The organism is Veillonella agrestimuris (assembly GCF_943193065.1).
Lineage (GTDB): Bacteria > Bacillota > Negativicutes > Veillonellales > Veillonellaceae > Veillonella > Veillonella agrestimuris.
The window spans coordinates 67800-84977 of the sequence record NZ_CALPCS010000004.1 but is presented as its reverse complement, the minus strand read 5'-3'; the positions used below and the strand labels follow the sequence as shown (position 1 = coordinate 84977).

At 38.7% G+C, this 17178-nt stretch carries 14 protein-coding genes, 1 other RNA gene and 1 other annotated feature; all 15 genes read right to left on the bottom strand.

Annotated elements, in window-relative coordinates; genetic code table 11:
• Positions 1-7: 7 nt before the first annotated feature.
• On the bottom strand, positions 8-1135 hold the full coding sequence (locus tag NFR29_RS03020) for an efflux RND transporter periplasmic adaptor subunit (RefSeq protein WP_251423033.1): 1128 nt from the start codon (positions 1133-1135) through the stop codon (positions 8-10).
• A gap of 257 nt (positions 1136-1392) precedes the next feature.
• Positions 1393-1734: a transfer-messenger RNA gene (gene ssrA / locus NFR29_RS03015) on the bottom strand.
• Between the two features lie 71 nt (positions 1735-1805).
• Positions 1806-2276, bottom strand: coding sequence for an SsrA-binding protein SmpB (smpB, locus tag NFR29_RS03010; protein ID WP_251423030.1), 471 nt, complete (start codon positions 2274-2276; stop codon positions 1806-1808).
• 2 nt (positions 2277-2278) lie between these two features.
• Positions 2279-4576, bottom strand: a complete 2298-nt coding sequence (gene rnr, locus NFR29_RS03005; RefSeq protein WP_251423027.1) for a ribonuclease R — start codon at positions 4574-4576, stop codon at positions 2279-2281.
• A 63-nt stretch (positions 4577-4639) separates the two neighbouring features.
• Positions 4640-4885, bottom strand: a complete 246-nt coding sequence (secG, locus tag NFR29_RS03000; RefSeq protein WP_251423025.1) for a preprotein translocase subunit SecG — start codon at positions 4883-4885, stop codon at positions 4640-4642.
• Positions 4882-5550, bottom strand: a complete 669-nt coding sequence (gene sigH, locus NFR29_RS02995) for an RNA polymerase sporulation sigma factor SigH (RefSeq protein ID WP_251423022.1) — start codon at positions 5548-5550, stop codon at positions 4882-4884. Before sigH ends, secG begins: the two co-directional genes overlap by 4 nt.
• An 87-nt stretch (positions 5551-5637) precedes the next feature.
• Complete coding sequence (locus tag NFR29_RS02990; RefSeq protein WP_251423019.1) at positions 5638-6174, bottom strand: NYN domain-containing protein; 537 nt, start codon at positions 6172-6174, stop codon at positions 5638-5640.
• Positions 6175-6185: 11 nt separating this feature from the next.
• On the bottom strand, positions 6186-6920 hold the full coding sequence (rlmB, locus tag NFR29_RS02985) for a 23S rRNA (guanosine(2251)-2'-O)-methyltransferase RlmB (protein ID WP_251423016.1): 735 nt from the start codon (positions 6918-6920) through the stop codon (positions 6186-6188).
• Positions 6913-7398 (bottom strand): Mini-ribonuclease 3, encoded by a 486-nt coding sequence (locus NFR29_RS02980; protein WP_251423012.1) that lies wholly within the window; start codon positions 7396-7398, stop codon positions 6913-6915. The genes rlmB and NFR29_RS02980 overlap by 8 nt, the downstream gene beginning before the upstream one ends.
• Entirely contained in the window at positions 7388-8836 is a 1449-nt protein-coding gene (gene cysS / locus NFR29_RS02975; RefSeq protein ID WP_251423009.1) for a cysteine--tRNA ligase, read from the bottom strand. Before cysS ends, NFR29_RS02980 begins: the two co-directional genes overlap by 11 nt.
• Before the next feature lie 47 nt (positions 8837-8883).
• Positions 8884-9092 (bottom strand) — a binding site (T-box leader).
• A gap of 217 nt (positions 9093-9309) precedes the next feature.
• A complete protein-coding gene (gene gltX / locus NFR29_RS02970) occupies positions 9310-10779 on the bottom strand; it encodes a glutamate--tRNA ligase (RefSeq protein ID WP_251423006.1) in 1470 nt (489 codons plus the stop codon).
• The gene (ispD, locus tag NFR29_RS02965; RefSeq protein ID WP_251423004.1) at positions 10780-11955 is read right to left on the bottom strand and encodes a 2-C-methyl-D-erythritol 4-phosphate cytidylyltransferase; all 1176 of its coding nucleotides are present in this window, start codon (positions 11953-11955) and stop codon (positions 10780-10782) included.
• The gene (locus NFR29_RS02960) at positions 11948-13093 is read right to left on the bottom strand and encodes a PIN/TRAM domain-containing protein (RefSeq protein WP_251423001.1); all 1146 of its coding nucleotides are present in this window, start codon (positions 13091-13093) and stop codon (positions 11948-11950) included. Before NFR29_RS02960 ends, ispD begins: the two co-directional genes overlap by 8 nt.
• An 82-nt stretch (positions 13094-13175) precedes the next feature.
• Positions 13176-14555, bottom strand: a complete 1380-nt coding sequence (radA, locus tag NFR29_RS02955) for a DNA repair protein RadA (RefSeq protein ID WP_251422998.1) — start codon at positions 14553-14555, stop codon at positions 13176-13178.
• Between the two features lie 156 nt (positions 14556-14711).
• A complete protein-coding gene (locus tag NFR29_RS02950; protein ID WP_251422995.1) occupies positions 14712-17159 on the bottom strand; it encodes an ATP-dependent Clp protease ATP-binding subunit in 2448 nt (815 codons plus the stop codon).
• Positions 17160-17178: the final 19 nt, after the last annotated feature.

Here is a 17178-nt window from a genome sequence, read left to right as displayed (position 1 = left end):
CCTCCTATTATTTCGTACTTTCTACTTGTGCTTTTGTTAATTGTGTAGCTTGTACTTTAGCTCCACTTCTAATCTTAGTTAAACCATCTACAACGATTTCATCACCACTAGCAAGACCAGATTTGATTAATGTGAAGGAGCCTAATGTAGCGCCTAATTCAACAGCTTTTTGAGCAACTGTACCATCTGCATTCACTACGAATACGAAGTTTTTATCCATAATTTGTTGGATACTGCGGCTTGGTACCAAAATCGCCCCTTGTATATTTTCACCTGGAGAAATAACTGTAGCAAACATATTAGGTAATAATAAACGATCTGGATTTGGGAAGGATGCTTTAAGCGTTAATTTGCCAGTCGTATCATTTAAGCTTTTTGCTGCTTGCACAACAGTCCCCAAATGATTATATTCTTGACCATCTGCTAATCGTAAACGCAAGTTAGTGCCACTTGTTTCATCACCACTATTGTTTTTCATGAAGTCCAGGTACTCTGCTTCTGTCATGCTAAATTCAACGAAAATAGGATCGATAGAGTCGATTGTTACCATCGTTGTAGAACCAGCAGTAACAAACGTACCTAAGTCAATATCATCCATGCGCAATGTTCCAGAGTATGGAGCATATACGATAGTATCACCTAAATTGTCTTGGGCAATTTTCAATGCTGCTTGTTGAGCCTCATAAGCTGCTCTTGCTTGTTCCGTAGCAGAGCGTTGCGTATCTACTCGTTGACGAGCGATGGCATCTTGATTTGCCAACACTTCATAACGATTTAAGTCAACTGCAGCATTTTGAAAATCTGCATTAGCTCGTGCTACATTAGCCTCTGCAGCAGCTACGTCTTGTTCATATTGACGGGAATCAATGCGGAACAATGGTTGACCCTCTACAACTTGTTCTCCACCTTTAACATATTTTTCCACTACATAACCAGTTACACGAGCTCTTACAGGAACGGAATTTTCTGCAATCACTGTACCTGTATAGGTTTGGTCTACTTGAGCGTTGCTAGCTACGATTTTATAAGAATTAACAGCTACATCTGTAGGTGCTTGTTGCTCACTACCACAACCAGTTACCAGCAGAGCAGACACAGCAAGGACTGCCAACATGCGTGAATAACGAGACTTCATTACATGTACTCCTTTTCATACCTTAAAACATTGAATCTTTTAAATATCTTATTTATTTTACTTGATTATCATCTATAAAGTCAAGATTTTTCGCCTTCTAAAAGTATTTATAAATTCATATTTTACCTGCATTTTCAATGCTTATATTGCATACAATCTCATCAGAACCAGTATGAATATAAAACAAAACGATAACCTCTTATATACAAAAAAAGCGTTTATTTACTGAACACAGTAAATAAACGCTGTAAAGACATTGGTGGAGATGAGGAGAATCGAACTCCTGTCCAAAAGTGTTGCCATATAGACTTCTCCGAGCACAGTCTATGATTTAAGTCTCAAGTTCCTATCGCTCACAGACAAACTACAGAACTCCAGTTCATAAAATCTCGCTTAATTCATATGAACGGATAAATTAAGCCAGCCTACTGTTTGACGTCCGTTCACACTTGGTAGGCACAAGTATGAGGGACGTAGCTTATGCAGCTAATGCAAAATTTTCTTCTGCGTTTAAATGTTTTCCCACCGTTTAACGGCCTCATGGAACGCCGACTCGCTATCTATACCACACGCACCCCTGTCGAAACCTTTACATCCCCGTGGATTTGTTGGTCATATAATCATACCCCTATAAAAGATGACTGTCAACTATAAACCACTCCACTTTGATCTAATATTTTTGTTGTTCCTTCAATCGTTTCGCAATATCTCGTTTTGCATCACGTTCAGCCATATCTTGTCGCTTATCGTAGTTTTTCTTGCCTGTTACAAGGCCTACTGTGACCTTTACATAGCCACGGCTGAAATGAAAGTTCAAAGGAATTAAAGAAAAGCCTTTTTCTTTCACTTGACCAAAGAGCTTATCGATTTCTTTGCGATGCATCAATAATTTGCGAGTCCGTTCTGGTTCGTGGTTGAACCGATTGCCTTGTTCGTAAGGACTAATATGGACTCCCATTAAGAGCATTTCCCCATTATGAATGCGGATGAAACTATCTTTTAAATTTAATTTTCCTTGACGGATTGATTTAATTTCCGTCCCTGTCAAGGCAATGCCTGCTTCATAAGTTTCATGAATGTGGTAGTCGTGACGAGCTTTACGATTATCTGCAATTAAAGAGTCAGACTTTTGTTTTGCCATAATTACCTTTTACGTCTTCCTTTCTTCATTTTTACCTGTTTCACTTTCTTATTGTTCTTCCCTTTACTTCTTGATTTAGACAGCACTCCTTTTCGATTCGCTTTACTGCCTGTTCCTTTGCGTTTCGGCTTTTTATGTTTCCCTATATCTTTATAATTAGAAGAGCGTCCTAAAGCCTCTTGGATTTGTGTTAAGTTATCGACTTCACCGAGAACAAAATCAATTTGGCGTTTCTCTACGTCAGCTTTCACCAATGTTACCGTTACAGTTTCTCCTAAGTGATAAGTTTTACCTGTTCTTCGTCCTACTAATAAGAAATGTTCTTCATCGAAGAAATAATAATCATCGTTCATCATATTCATATGAACAAGACCATCAATGCCATTGTCCAATTCTACAAACATACCGAAGGAAGTAATACTAGAAATTTTACCTTCAAATACTTCACCCACAAAAGGTAGCATATATTGAGTTTTTTTCAAATCAATGGTATCTCGCTCAGCAGCTACAGCAATTTGTTCTCGCTCTGAAGAGTGTTCTGCAGCTCGTACTAAAAACTCATTTTTTACATCTCGTTTACTATAATCGCTATTCCAATGCATCGTCGCTTTTAATAATCGGTGTACCATTAAATCTGGGTACCGCCGAATAGGTGATGTAAAGTGAGTGTAGCACTTAGAAGCTAAACCAAAATGCCCGAAGTTTTCTGTACTGTACCGCGCTTGTTGCATAGAGCGAAGGGTCATAATTTGAGCAACTTGCTCAATATCACTGCCCTTTACACTATCCAAAATCGCTTGAAAATCTCGGGGCTCTAATTTTTCTAGATTAAGTCGAATATTTTGTCCTAAATAATTTAGTACTTTTTGAAAAGCTGCCATCTTCTCTTCATTCGGGTTTTCATGGATACGATAGACGCTTGTAATACTTGCCTCTTTCAAGTGAGTTGCCACCGTTTCATTAGCGATGAGCATACACTCTTCAATCAATCGCTCAGCTAAAGTCCGTTCCCGCTTAACAATACGCAATGGAGTTCCATTTGTATCAAGCAATACTTTATATTCAGGAAAATCAAAATCCAAAGCACCACGACGGCGGCGCATCTGACGCAAATGTTCAGCAATATCGCGTAATACTTCTAGCATGGGCATAAAAGGTCGTAAATCATCAGGAATGATATCTTCTGCTAAGGCTTTATACACTTCTTTATAACTACACCTACGATTGACATGAATAATGGAGGGACGAATTTTATAATTTACAACTGTACCATGCTTGTCGATTTCCATCATACAAGTCATAGCATAGCGATCTTCACCGGCATTTAAACTACAAATCCCATTGGACAGTACTTCTGGTAACATAGGGATAACACGATCGACTAAGTAAACCGAAGTCCCTCTATTATAAGCTTCTTTATCAATCGCTTTTTGAGACACTACATAGTGACTTACGTCGGCAATATGAACACCTAATTCATAATTACCATTCTCTAATCGTCGTCCACTAACAGCATCATCGAGATCTTTCGCGTCTTCTCCATCAATAGTAACCATATCGATATGGCGCAAATCCCAACGACGTGGATCATCAGTTACAACTGTATCGATACGTTCACTAGCTTTTATCACATCATTAGGAAAGGAAAATGGCAATTTATGATGGGCCATAATCGTGTTAATATCTAAACCCACATCGCCTTTATAGCCTAAAACTTGTGTAATTACACCTTCTGGGTTCTTACCAGGTTCATGCCATTTAACAATTTTTACTAATACTTTAGCTCCACTGCGAGCGTTTAGAGTATGATTCAAATCGACATATACATCGGTGCTAATGCGCTCATCATCAGGGATGACAAAACCAAAGTGATGTTGTCGGTCATAAGTGCCTACAATGGTATCATTAGCCCGTTCGAGGACTTCCAAGATGCGGCCTTCTCGCTTATGACGACTAAATTTAGATTTAATAATACTCACTCTAACTTTATCATCATGTAATGCACTACCTCTATTTTTTTCGTCAATATAAATATCTTCCTGACCTAAACCGGGAATAACAAAACCAAATGATTTTCTATAGCCCTTATAAATGCCTTCAATTATACCTTCCTCACCACCATACGCATATACATCTGGTCGTGTGGCGCGCAATCGACCTTCGCTTTCTAATTCCTTTGCAGCGCTGATGAACGCGTCTAATTCAGCGCCTCCTTTTATATGACAATCCATAGCAGCATCTTCTACGTGATATGTATCTGGGGCTATAGATTTATAAAAAGCCAATACTCGTTCTTTCACAATAACACCCCCTTTTTGTGTATATTTTGAAAAAGAAAAAGCCTGCTAGGCAGGCTTTCATCATTAAAATTGGTTCATCATTGCCCCTAGTACTAAACTTAATACAGCAAAGATAATACCTAATATAACTGTACATCTTGACAAAAAACCGTCTAAACCGCGGCTTTTGCCACCAAATGTAGAATCAGCAGCACCAGAAACAGAGCCGCCCATGCCAGAGCTTTTGCTAGATTGAGCCACTACTACTACGATTAATAAAACGGATACAATGATTTCTAAAATCATCAAGAAATTTGTCACGATGTTCATCCTTCCTCTGTAGAACCACTAATGGTACGATGTTCTAAATACTTTTCTACTTTACGTTTAATTCTTTGCAATGCATTATCAATGGATTTAACACTACGCTTTGTTGACGTAGCCATCTCTTGATACGATCTGCCATCTAAATAGCCTTCTAATACAGTCCACTCTAAATCGCTCAAAATATACCCGATATTGCGTTCAATATCGCCCATTTCCTCTTTACTAATAATGAGGTCTTCTGGATTCGTAACGTACCGAGAAGCTAACATCTCGAAAAGTGTTCGTTCTGAATCTTCTGTATAGACAGGTTTATTGAGAGAAATATAGGAATTTAAAGGCATGTGTTTTTGCCGCGTTGCAGACTTAATAGCAGTAATGATTTGGCGCGTAATACAAAGTTCTGCAAAGGCTCTAAAAGACGCTAATTTCTCTGGTTTAAAGTCTCTCGTCGCTTTGTACAAGCCAATCATTCCTTCTTGAATGATATCATCTCGATCCGCGCCTACTAAGAAATAAGTACGCGCTTTTGCTCGAACGAAGTTTTTATATTTGTTGACTATATAGTCGATTGCAAACTCATTCTGCTCTTGTTGAGCTATGACCACAACTTGCTCATCGGTCATTTCTTTGAAATTGTAATCGGACTGGTACACATGAATCGACTTCATAGGTCCTCCTTACAATCATATTGTAGAAATACCAATATGCTTATTATATATGAATTATGATGGTTCCGCAACTTATGCAGATATTCTCTATATCTGTCCCTTCCGAAGGGCATCTAATTTCTCTGCCACTTCAGGACTTAATTGATCGTGCACTTCATTGCGACTAATAACGAATCTATCTCTGTAGTGCTTGTGCGTATATTGCAAACGTTCTTCTTGTTTTGCTAAACGAATATCATTTTGCAGTTCCCGCGCAGGAATACGTAGCCCTCCAGAACCAAGGATTTGATTTTGCTCCGCCCCATCAGAAGTGACCACATAGACATTGGTATATTTACCTTTCCGTAAAAATACTTCCCTTTCTATAAAAGCATCTGCTGTTTCACTATCATCTGTATACACTTCAAGAAATCCTTCTGTTACGACTTCCACAGTAGCTGCTGACTTCGTATAGCTGCCATCAAAGACAAGAATCACTTCATAGTCTTTATACTTCCCGTAATTAAGCAATTGATTCCGCAATTCCATACGAGCATGTTCTAGTGATTCTTTGGCAATTTTCTTTAAGCTGGCCCAAGCGAAAATCACATTATATCCGTCTATAATCAAAATATCTTTTAACATATAGCACCTACTTAGCCTTTAGGCGTTCGTTGTCGTACCACTTCATACATCAAGACAGCGGCCGCTACGGAAGCGTTTAAGGAATTTAATTGTCCATACATCGGTATAGTAACAAGGAAATCGCACGCCTCTTTAACAACGCGACTGATGCCTTTACCTTCATTGCCAATAACAAGAACAAGAGGTACGGTCATATCAGCTTCGTATAATGTAGCATTACCTTCCATATGAGCACCTAATACCCAAAAACCTTGTTTTTGCAATTGTTTGATTGTTTGTGTTACATTGCCAATTTGAACGAGTGGGATTTGTTCCACTGCTCCTGCCGATGTTTTTGCTACAGTGGCATTAATAGGCGCATTATGGCGTTTAGGAATTAAGACAGCTGTAGCCCCTACACATTCAGCAGTACGAATAATAGCCCCCATATTATGAGGATCTTCTACACCATCAGTGAGGATTAATAGAGGCACATCGTGAGTTGTTTCTTGTAGTACTTCTCCTAATTCTTTAAACTCTACAGCATTAACAAAGGCAATAACGCCTTGATGAGGAATATCTAATTCATAGCGATTCAGTTGTTTCACAGGTACTAACCGTACATCGATACGCTTTGATTTTGCTAGCCCTATAATATCAGCTAATCCGCTATTCGCTTTATCTTCGTTCACTAATATGCGTTGTATGGAACGATTCGCTTTCAAAGCTTCTTTTACGGCATTTCTACCAACTATATAATTATCCATTCGAAAGACCTCGCAATGTCATAGAATAAGCTCTACTCATCAACTCATATAAGCGTTCTTCTTGGCCTGTTTCAAAAAGAAATCCTAAGACAGCTTCAAAGGCTGTACTATTCCGATATTCTCGAACAGAACTGCTTTTCGGTACGTTTACATTACTATTTCTAGCCCGTCTTGCAATGTGCTGCTCTTGCTCTGTGAAATCCCCTTCTAATGACTCCAGCACTTTCGATTGTGACTTAGCACATACAAATTCAGTGACTAATGTATGTAATACTTGAACCTTTGAAATACTCATTTCTACAATGCGTTGCCGAATATACATAGAATAAACTGCATCTCCTACATAGGCGAGCATCACTGCATCAGAAGATAAGACTTGTTCCACCGCTTTCGCTTGGAAATGACCTTTTTCTTCATCTAAAAGGAGTAGTTTTTTAATAGCTTCTTGTTTTAAAAATTGAAATTGCTTAAATTTCACGTTTTTTCCACCGTGCTCCATTTGGAGAATCTTCAATCGTAATACCAATATCTGCCAAACGATCTCGAATGCAATCAGCTAAAGCCCATTGTTTTTGATTGCGGCATTCTTGACGAACAGACAAGATAACATCCATCAATTGTTCATAGTCCTCGGCACCAGCATTATCTTTAGGTTCCCAAGATTTAGTTAACACACCAATAATATCAGTCATTAATTTGAAGATACGTTTCACTTCTGCAATGGCTTCTTGGCAAACAACGCCTTCGCGACTAGAAACGGCTTGGTAATAAATATTGATTTCTTTTGCTAAGCCAAACATGCTAGATGTAGCTAAAGCCGTATTGAAATCGTCACTCATAGCAGCTTCAAATTCTTCTTCATACTTTTTAGCTTGCTCTAATAAGCGTTGTGCTTCATCACAAGAAGCAGGTTCACGTGTTTCTAAGTAGAGAAGATTATCGATAGCCGTATTAAGACGCTCTAAGGATTTAATCGCTTCTTCCAAACGTTCATCAGAGAAGTCTAATGGACTACGGTAGTGAGTACTTAATAAGAAATAGCGTAATACATCTGGGCTATATTGTTCTAAAATATCTTTCACTAAGAAGAAATTGTTTAATGATTTAGACATTTTTTCAGAATCGATAGTAATAAATCCATTATGAAGCCAATATTTTACAGTTGGATGGTGTCCGGAGCAGCCTTCAGATTGAGCGATCTCATTTTCATGATGTGGGAAAATTAAATCGCTACCACCGCCGTGGAAATCGAATTCTTCGCCTAAATATTTTTGGCTCATAGCGGAACATTCAATATGCCAGCCTGGACGTCCATTGCCCCATGGACTTTCCCAATATGGTTCACCTGGCTTTGCCGCTTTCCAAAGGGCAAAATCCATTGGATTCTTTTTACGTCCATCTACTTCGATACGAGCACCCGCTTCCATATCATCGAGAGTACGGCCAGACAATTGACCATAGTGTTCAAATTTCTCAACACTATAATACACATCTCCGTCTAATGCGTAAGCATAACCTTTATCGATTAAAACAGAAATCATTTCAATGATGTCAGGAATGTGAGTAGATACGCGAGGATAAATATCTGCTCGCTCTACGCCAAGTGCATCCATCACTTCAAAATAGCTATCAATATAGCGGTTTGCTACTTCGTCCCATGGTACACCTTCGCCATTGGATGTATTGATGATTTTATCATCTACATCTGTAAAATTTTGTACATACGTTACTTTATAACCTACGTGTGCTAAATAGCGGCGAATCACATCCCAAGTCACAAATGGACGAGCATTACCTATATGTGGGTGGTTATATGGAGTCACACCACATACATAAATTTTAGCCTCTCCCTCTGTTACAGGTACAAATGTTTCTTTACGACGTGTCATCGTATTATATACTGTAAGTTCTCTCATCGTTACCGATGCCTCCATCTATATAAATAAAAAAGACCCTCATCTCATACAGAGACGATGGCCCGCGGTTCCACTCTGTTAGGTACTATAAAACAGTACCCCCTCAACGCATAACGGCGCGTAACCGGACAAAACCTACCTATAATCGGAATGTCAGCTCATGAATGCATTTCCTTTACCTATACTTGAACTCTTCCACCGTCAGTTCTCGCTAGAAAGCTAGTTGTAAAGTACTTCTTTCAATCTCAGCTATTGTATCTATTACTAATGTATTCATTTTATCAATTTCAATAATCAATGTCAACGAAAATCAGTAGTTTCCTCTATGATTACAGTCTAGAAAAATTTATAGTATACCCCAAAAATAATCCCACAAGTAATAGCGTCATCACTATTACTTGTGGGGTATGAGTATCATCTTAGATCATGTGATGATGAATCATATCATCACATGACTTGAAAGTTCACACTGATCATTTCAACAAATCAGTGTAATTATCCAATCGACTGACAGCAGCTTGTACACCTAACAATGTAACGATATTATTCAAATCAGGGCCATGCATCTGTCCTGTTAAGGCAACACGAATCGGCATAAATACAGACTTACCTTTTAATTCTGTTTCTTTCATAACCGCTTTGATCGTCGCTTTTACAGTATCTGGTGTTAGCTCATCAAGTTCTGTTAGTTTCGTTTTGAACGTATCTAATACAATAGCTACTGTTTCTTCTTGTAATACTTGTTTTAACTCTTCTGCCGCTTCTTTCTCAAGAGTTACTGTATCCTCTAATAAGAAACGAACATGATCTTTAATTTGTGCCCCAAAACTGAGGTGATCTCGGAATGTAGTACATAATAAAGTCAAACGAGCTTTATCGTCTTCGTTCAAAGTCTCTTTGGCAAGGCCTACTTCTTGTAAATGTGGCAAACACAATTGGAGAAGCTCTTCATCACTTAAAGCTTTCATATAGTGGAAATTGATATGATTTAATTTATCAATATCGAATACGGCAGGATTTTTTGCCACTCGATCCATAGAAAAGGCTTTGATTAACTCGTCTTGAGTAAAGAATTCTTCTTCCCCTTCCGGCGCCCAGCCTAACAAAGCTAAGAAGTTCACCAACGCTTCTGGCAAATAGCCTAAATCTTTATATTGTTCTACAGAAGTAGCACCATGACGTTTAGACATTTTTTTATAATCTTTGCCAAGAATCAAGGAAATATGTCCAAATACAGGTGTATCCCAACCTAGTGCTTCGTAAATTGCCATTTGTCGCGGCGTATTCGATAAATGTTCTTCTGCGCGAATCACGTGAGTAATATCCATTGTATGATCGTCTACAACAACGGCAAAGTTATAAACAGGAATACCGTCAGATTTAACGATAACAAAGTCACCAACCCCATTGGATTCAAAGGATACATGACCGCGTACCATATCGTCAAAAGCATATGTTTTATTCAATGGCACACGAAGGCGAATGGTAGGAGTTCTACCTTCAGCGCGGAATTTCTCTTTTTCTGCTTCTGTTAAATGACTGCAACGACCATTGTATTTCGGTGTTTCTCCACGATTTTTTTGTTCTTCTCGAACAGCTTCTAACTCATCATTAGTACAGAAACATTCATACGCTTTATCTTCAGCTAATAAGCGATCTGTTACTTCTTTATATATAGAGAGTCGCTCCGTTTGACGGTATGGACCATTGTCTCCGCCTACATCAATTCCTTCATCCCAGTTCATCCCTAACCATTGTAAGGATGCTTTAATATTTTCTTCACTTTCTCGAGTGGAGCGAGCTAAATCTGTATCTTCAATGCGAAGAATAAAGGAACCCCCTTCTTTGCGCGCCAATAACCAGTTAAACAACGCAGATCGAGCACCACCAATATGGAATGGACCCGTTGGACTTGGGGCAAAACGCACTTTCATAGAACTCATTTAAATAACATCTCCTTCATATACGGTAACAACTGCTTGGGCTGCAATCCCTTCACGGCGACCGATGGCACCAAGCATTTCGTTAGTAGTCGCTTTAATACTAATACGATCAAGCGGTATTTGTAACACCGACTGAATATTCACTTTCATTTGCTCAATGTGAGGCTTTAATTTCGGCGTTTCCGAAATCACCATAATATCTACATTATAGGCTTCTAAGTGTCGTTCTTTCAACAAGGAATTTACATGTTGTAATAAAAGCATGCTAGAAATCCCTTTATAGGCATCGTCTTCAGGTGGAAAGTAATAGCCAATATCACGCAATCCTGCAGCCCCTAACATAGCATCCATTAAGGCATGAATCAGCACATCTGCATCAGAATGACCATCTGGGCCGATAGACGATTCAATGTGGACGCCACCAAGGATGCAAGGACGCCCTTCTTTTAATTGATGAATATCATAGCCATAGCCTACTCGCATAGCCTTCTCCTTAATTCCCAAATATCGTTTTACAACATCTATATCATTAGGAGTGGTAACTTTTATATTTTTATAATCCCCTTCCAGAATGTGTACCGCTTTATCTATATATTCTACTAAAGATACATCATCAGTACCTATATATCCTGCTTCTTTAGCCCTATGATGAGCTTCTACAAATAATGACTTCTGAAAGCCTTGTGGGGTCTGAATATTTACTAATTCACTACGATTCAACGTTTCTATAACTTGACTATTTTTATCGACCCGTTTAACCGTATCCGTAGAAGGGACACCAACAGTAACAGCACCGTATTCATAGGCGCCATCAATAACCTTATTAAATAAATCAGCCGTTACTACAGGTCGAGCTCCATCATGAACAAGGACAATGTGATTGCTTTCTTTCACCTTACTTAAGCCATTGTAAACAGAATCTTGTCTCTCTTTTCCGCCCGTAACAATGACAATCTCAGTCTGTAATTCTATGGAAGCAATGTGATCAGCCATCTGCTGTTCTTCGCCGTTAGCAACGACGAGAATGATTTCATCGATACGCTCAACTTCATCAATATGTGTTAATGACCATTGAATAATCGATTTAGAACCGAGAGGATAAAAGATTTTATTTTCTTCTAATGCCATACGTCGCCCTGCACCAGCAGCTAATAAAATACAACTGACATTACTCATGCTTACCTCCGTCTACGCGAGCAAAGATCATTCGCCCTGCACTAGTTTGCAAAATAGAAGTAACCATCACTTCTACTTCTTGGCCTACATAAGGACGACCATCTTCAACGACAATCATAGTACCGTCATCTAAATAAGCTACACCTTGATGAATTTCTTTCCCTTCTTTCATAACTTGCACGCGAATCCACTCGCCAGCAATGAGGGCTGGTTTTAAGACATTAGCTAATTCATTAAGATTGAGTACATGAATACCTTGTACTTTAGCGACTTTATTTAAATTATAATCATTAGTCATCAATTTCCAATGTTTCTCTAAGGATAAGCGCATCAATTTTGAATCGACTTCTTCCAAGTCATCATAATCATCTTCGACGATTTGAATAGGAATCACATTGCTATCTTGCATGTCCTTCAAAATATCTAATCCTCGGCGGCCTCGATTGCGCTTCGTCGCATCGGCAGAATCAGAAATCGTTTGCAGCTCATTGAGTACAAAAATAGGCACAACTAACGGTCCATCAATAAATCCTGTAGCTGACAGTTCTTTAATACGACCATCAATAATAACAGATGTATCTAATAGTTTATGACTACTTGCTACATGGTTACTAGAATCACGTAATGATTTTGATACTTTAGTTTTTTTATTACTATTGTCACCACTTGTCCATTGTTTTACGTAATTCAAATACATTTCTGGCCCTTTTCGAGCCATTAAACGTAAGCCACTATACCCAAAAATAGCACTTAAAATGATAGGGATGTATGGACCAATAATAGGAACTTGATTAAATGCGAAGCCAATTAAATTTGCAATAATAAGACCGAATAATAAACCAATAGTGCCCGCAATTAATTGTTGGTTCGGAATATGTGTCAATACGCGTTCTAATCGTTTTGCTATGAATAATCCTTTGTGTAATAAAAAAGAAGATATTAAATACCCAATAACGACACCTACTATCGTTCCTACTGTAACGATAATAATATTGACCATCGTATGGGATATATTGCCTAAACTAGCAAACTGTTCTAAGAAAGATGGATCAATGAGGGGAATCAAACTCTCCATCCCTACATAAGAAGCAGTACCTACTAGTATGGCGATGACATATCGTAAAATTCGATAAATCATAGCCACACCTCCTTTAAAACTAATAGCTCATAATTATTTCTTTGAAAGTTAATTAACAATCTAATATTGTTAATCGGTTACGTTAATTTCCAAATATCAACTGTATAGCCTGAGCAATGGATGTAACACCTTTAATTTGTATATCTTTATTGCTCTTCGTCAATTGTTTTACATTACCTTCTGGAATGATAAACTTTGTAAAGCCTAATTTCTTTGCTTCATTAATACGTTGTTCAATACGTGGAATACTACGGATATTTCCAGTTAAACCGACTTCTCCTAAAATAATCATATCATTAGGAACGACTCGATTTTTAAGGCTCGACACAATAGCAGCAGCCATCGATAAATCACAGGCTGGCTCATTCACTTTCAAGCCTCCAATGACATTGACATAAACATCTTTATTGCCCAATGTAAACCCGCAACGCTTTTCTAATACAGCTAGCAAAACGACGAGACGATTTAAATCATACCCAATGGCCGTCCTTCTAGGCAATCCGAAAGCTGTAGATGCAACGAGACTTTGTACTTCTACGAGAATAGGTCGTTGTCCTTCTAAGTAAATCATAACGGCACTGCCGCTTTCCTCATCGGATCGTTCTGCTAAAAGAGACGCCGATGGATTAGCTAATTCTGCTAAACCATCTTCAACCATTGCGAAAATGCCACTTTCAGAGGTGGAACCAAAGCGATTTTTAATGGATCGTAAAATACGGAACTGATAGGACCGCTCCCCTTCAAAGTAGAGCACTACGTCCACCATATGTTCTAACATACGAGGCCCAGCAATATTGCCTTCCTTCGTAACATGCCCAATTATAAGTATCGGTATATTTTGTTCTTTAGCAAAACGCAATAAACGAGATGTACATTCCCGCACTTGGCTGACACTACCTGGTGCTCCGTCAATATCGCCAGTATACATAGTCTGAATAGAATCGATGATCATAAGAGTCGGTTGCTTAGCCAGTGTTTCTTCTAAAATATGATCTAAATCTGTGTCGGCTATAACATGGAGTCCCGAACTATTTATATGCAACCGTTCTGCTCGCAATTTTAATTGCAATTGCGACTCTTCCCCTGATGCATACAAGACTGTACTACCTGTATCTGATACTTTTTGAGATACTTGCAATAATAGCGTCGATTTACCAATCCCTGGATCACCGCCTAGCAACATCAATGCACCAGGCACAATACCGCCACCCAATACGCGATCAATTTCAGCAAAGCCTGTTGAAATCCTTTCGATGGATGATATTTCAATATCTGCTAAAGCGACTGCTTTTGTATCACTGTTCCCAATACCGCGTTTCGTCGGTGTTCTGCTGTGTTTTACATCTTTAATAACCTCTTCTACAAGGCTATTCCATTCGCCACATTGTGGGCATTTCCCCATCCACTTTGGCGACTCAGCACCACAGTTTTGGCAGAAAAAAACTGATTTAATTTTAGCCATATATTCCTCATAAGTGATAAAAAGGCCATGAATGATAATCATTCATGACCTTTTGTGCATAATATATACAGTGTTTGGTCAACTATTACCACTAATAGTATACCATTTTAGAGCTAGATTTTATATGAAAGCTTACGAGAACAAATGTGTGAATGATTATTCACGGGACAATACAATTGCATTGTCTACTACATCAGCTTTAATTGTCGCTCCTTCTGGGGCGTCTCCTTTTAAGATTAAATCAGATACTGGATCTTCAATCAATCGTTGAATAGCCCGTTTTAATGGACGTGCACCCATAGCAAAGTCAGAACCTTCTTTCACAAGTTCATCCATAGCAGCTGGTGTAATGTTAAGGGTTAAGCCCATATGAGAAAGACGTTTTGTTACATCTTTCATTAAGATGTGAACGATGTCTTTCAAATCGGACGCTGTTAAGGAATGGAATACTACCATTTCGTCAATTCGATTTAAGAATTCAGGGCGGAAATGACGTTTTACAGCATCCATAACAGATTTTTTCGCTTCTTCAAATTTCACCTCCCCTTTATTGTCCAATACACTATCTGCTTTTTTAGCAGCTAAGAAGCCAAGCTCTGGCGAATTCTTTTGCAGTGCTTTTGCCCCTAAATTACTAGTCATAATAATAACAGTATTTCTAAAGTCTACTGTGCGACCTTGGCTATCTGTTAAACGACCGTCATCAAGGACTTGTAATAAAATATTAAAGAAATCAGCATGAGCTTTTTCTACTTCATCAAGAAGAATAACGCTATATGGTTTTCTTCGTACTGCATCTGTTAATTGACCACCTTCTTCATACCCTACATATCCTGGAGGGGCCCCTACTAAACGAGACACTGTATGTTTCTCCATATATTCGGACATATCAAGGCGAATCATAGCCGATTCATCACCAAACAAATTAGCTGCTAATGCCCTCGCTAATTCTGTTTTACCTACCCCTGTAGGTCCTAAGAATAGGAAGGAACCTATTGGCCGTTTTGGGTCTTTTAGTCCCGCTCTAGCACGACGAACTGCTTTTGCTACCGCCACTACAGCTTCATCTTGACCTATGACGCGTTTATGAAGCTCTTCTTCTAAATGTAATAAAGCTTCCGATTCTTCTTTAGCAATTTTAGCTACTGGAATTCCTGTCCATTGGGATACTACAGCAGCAATATCTTCTTCAGTGACCACTAATTTAGCATCACTCGTTTCTTTAGCAGCCTCTTTTTTATGAGCAATTTCTGCTACAATGCGTTTTTCTTCGTCTCGCATTGTAGCAGCTTTTTCAAATTCTTGCGCCGTTACAGCTGCTTCTTTTTCTTTTTGAACTTTGCTCAGTTCTTCTTCTAATGCTTTCACATCTGGCGCAGCAGAAAAGACTTTCATTCGCACTTTAGATGCTGCTTCGTCTACTACGTCAATAGCCTTATCTGGAAGGAAGCGGTCATTGATATAGCGACTAGACAATGTAACAGCCGCCTCTAACGCTTCATCTGTAATTTGTGCTTTGTGGAATGCTTCATAGCGATCCCGCAAACCTTTTAATATTTCCAGAGCATCTTCTTCAGACGGTTCTCCCACTTGTACTGGTTGGAATCGACGTTCTAAAGCTGCATCTTTTTCAATATTCTTTTTATATTCATCTAAAGTAGTAGCCCCAATCACTTGGAATTCTCCACGTGCTAAAGCTGGCTTCAAAATATTAGCTGCATCCATAGCCCCTTCACTAGCGCCAGCGCCTACTAATGTATGAATTTCATCGATGAAAATAATCATATCATCGTGAGCCTGTACTTCGTCGATAGCTTTTTTCAATCGTTCCTCAAATTCACCACGATATTTAGCGCCTGCTAACATAGCACTAAGGCTTAACGAAATAATCCGTTTATTGCGCAATACTTCTGGCACATCACCATTGACGATGCGTTGTGCTAACCCCTCAGCAATAGCAGTTTTACCAACCCCTGGTTCACCGATAAGAACAGGATTGTTTTTGGTGCGGCGACTTAAAATTTGAATTACTCGAGTAATTTCTGTATCACGGCCAATAACAGGATCAATTTTACCTTGTTTTGCCGATTCATTTAAATCGATGGCAAAATCAGACAATTCTCCTAAGTCATTATTGCCTTCACCTTGACTTGTAGCGCCAGCTCCGCCTTTTGCAGATCCTAAAATATTGCGAATTACATTGATAATATCATCATTTCTAACGTCATTATCCCGTAAAATCGCTACAGCTACACCGCCACCATCACTTAATAAGCCTAACAAAATATGTTCTGTTCCTACATAGTTGTGGTTCATACGATTCGCCACACCTACTGCCAACTCTAACACATGTTTTACACGCGGTGTCATATATACAGTAGTGGCATTTTTATTACCTTTCCCTACTTGTTCCACCACATCTTCTGTTACAGTATCAGCAGTTATATCAAATTCTTTTAATGCTTTTGCAGCTACACTATTCTTTACTTTTGTTAAGCCTATAAGAACGTGTTCAGTACCAATATAGTCATGGCCTAGTTCTATAGCTGCCTCTTTTGCAAAAGATAACACCTTTTGTGCATCATCTGTAAATCGTTGCATCATATCATCTATCCCTCTCTAA

What these genes read in the sequence shown, in the direction of transcription:
- NFR29_RS03020 (WP_251423033.1), bottom strand. Translation starts at nt 1,135, where the DNA reads ATGAAGTCTCGTTATTCACGCATGTTGGCAGTCCTTGCTGTGTCTGCT.
- smpB (WP_251423030.1), bottom strand. Translation starts at nt 2,276, where the DNA reads ATGGCAAAACAAAAGTCTGACTCTTTAATTGCAGATAATCGTAAAGCT.
- secG (WP_251423025.1), bottom strand. Translation starts at nt 4,885, where the DNA reads ATGAACATCGTGACAAATTTCTTGATGATTTTAGAAATCATTGTATCC.
- sigH (WP_251423022.1), bottom strand. Translation starts at nt 5,550, where the DNA reads ATGAAGTCGATTCATGTGTACCAGTCCGATTACAATTTCAAAGAAATG.
- NFR29_RS02990 (WP_251423019.1), bottom strand. Translation starts at nt 6,174, where the DNA reads ATGTTAAAAGATATTTTGATTATAGACGGATATAATGTGATTTTCGCT.
- rlmB (WP_251423016.1), bottom strand. Translation starts at nt 6,920, where the DNA reads ATGGATAATTATATAGTTGGTAGAAATGCCGTAAAAGAAGCTTTGAAA.
- cysS (WP_251423009.1), bottom strand. Translation starts at nt 8,836, where the DNA reads ATGAGAGAACTTACAGTATATAATACGATGACACGTCGTAAAGAAACA.
- gltX (WP_251423006.1), bottom strand. Translation starts at nt 10,779, where the DNA reads ATGAGTTCTATGAAAGTGCGTTTTGCCCCAAGTCCAACGGGTCCATTC.
- ispD (WP_251423004.1), bottom strand. Translation starts at nt 11,955, where the DNA reads ATGAGTAATGTCAGTTGTATTTTATTAGCTGCTGGTGCAGGGCGACGT.
- NFR29_RS02960 (WP_251423001.1), bottom strand. Translation starts at nt 13,093, where the DNA reads ATGATTTATCGAATTTTACGATATGTCATCGCCATACTAGTAGGTACT.
- radA (WP_251422998.1), bottom strand. Translation starts at nt 14,555, where the DNA reads ATGGCTAAAATTAAATCAGTTTTTTTCTGCCAAAACTGTGGTGCTGAG.
- NFR29_RS02950 (WP_251422995.1), bottom strand. Translation starts at nt 17,159, where the DNA reads ATGATGCAACGATTTACAGATGATGCACAAAAGGTGTTATCTTTTGCA.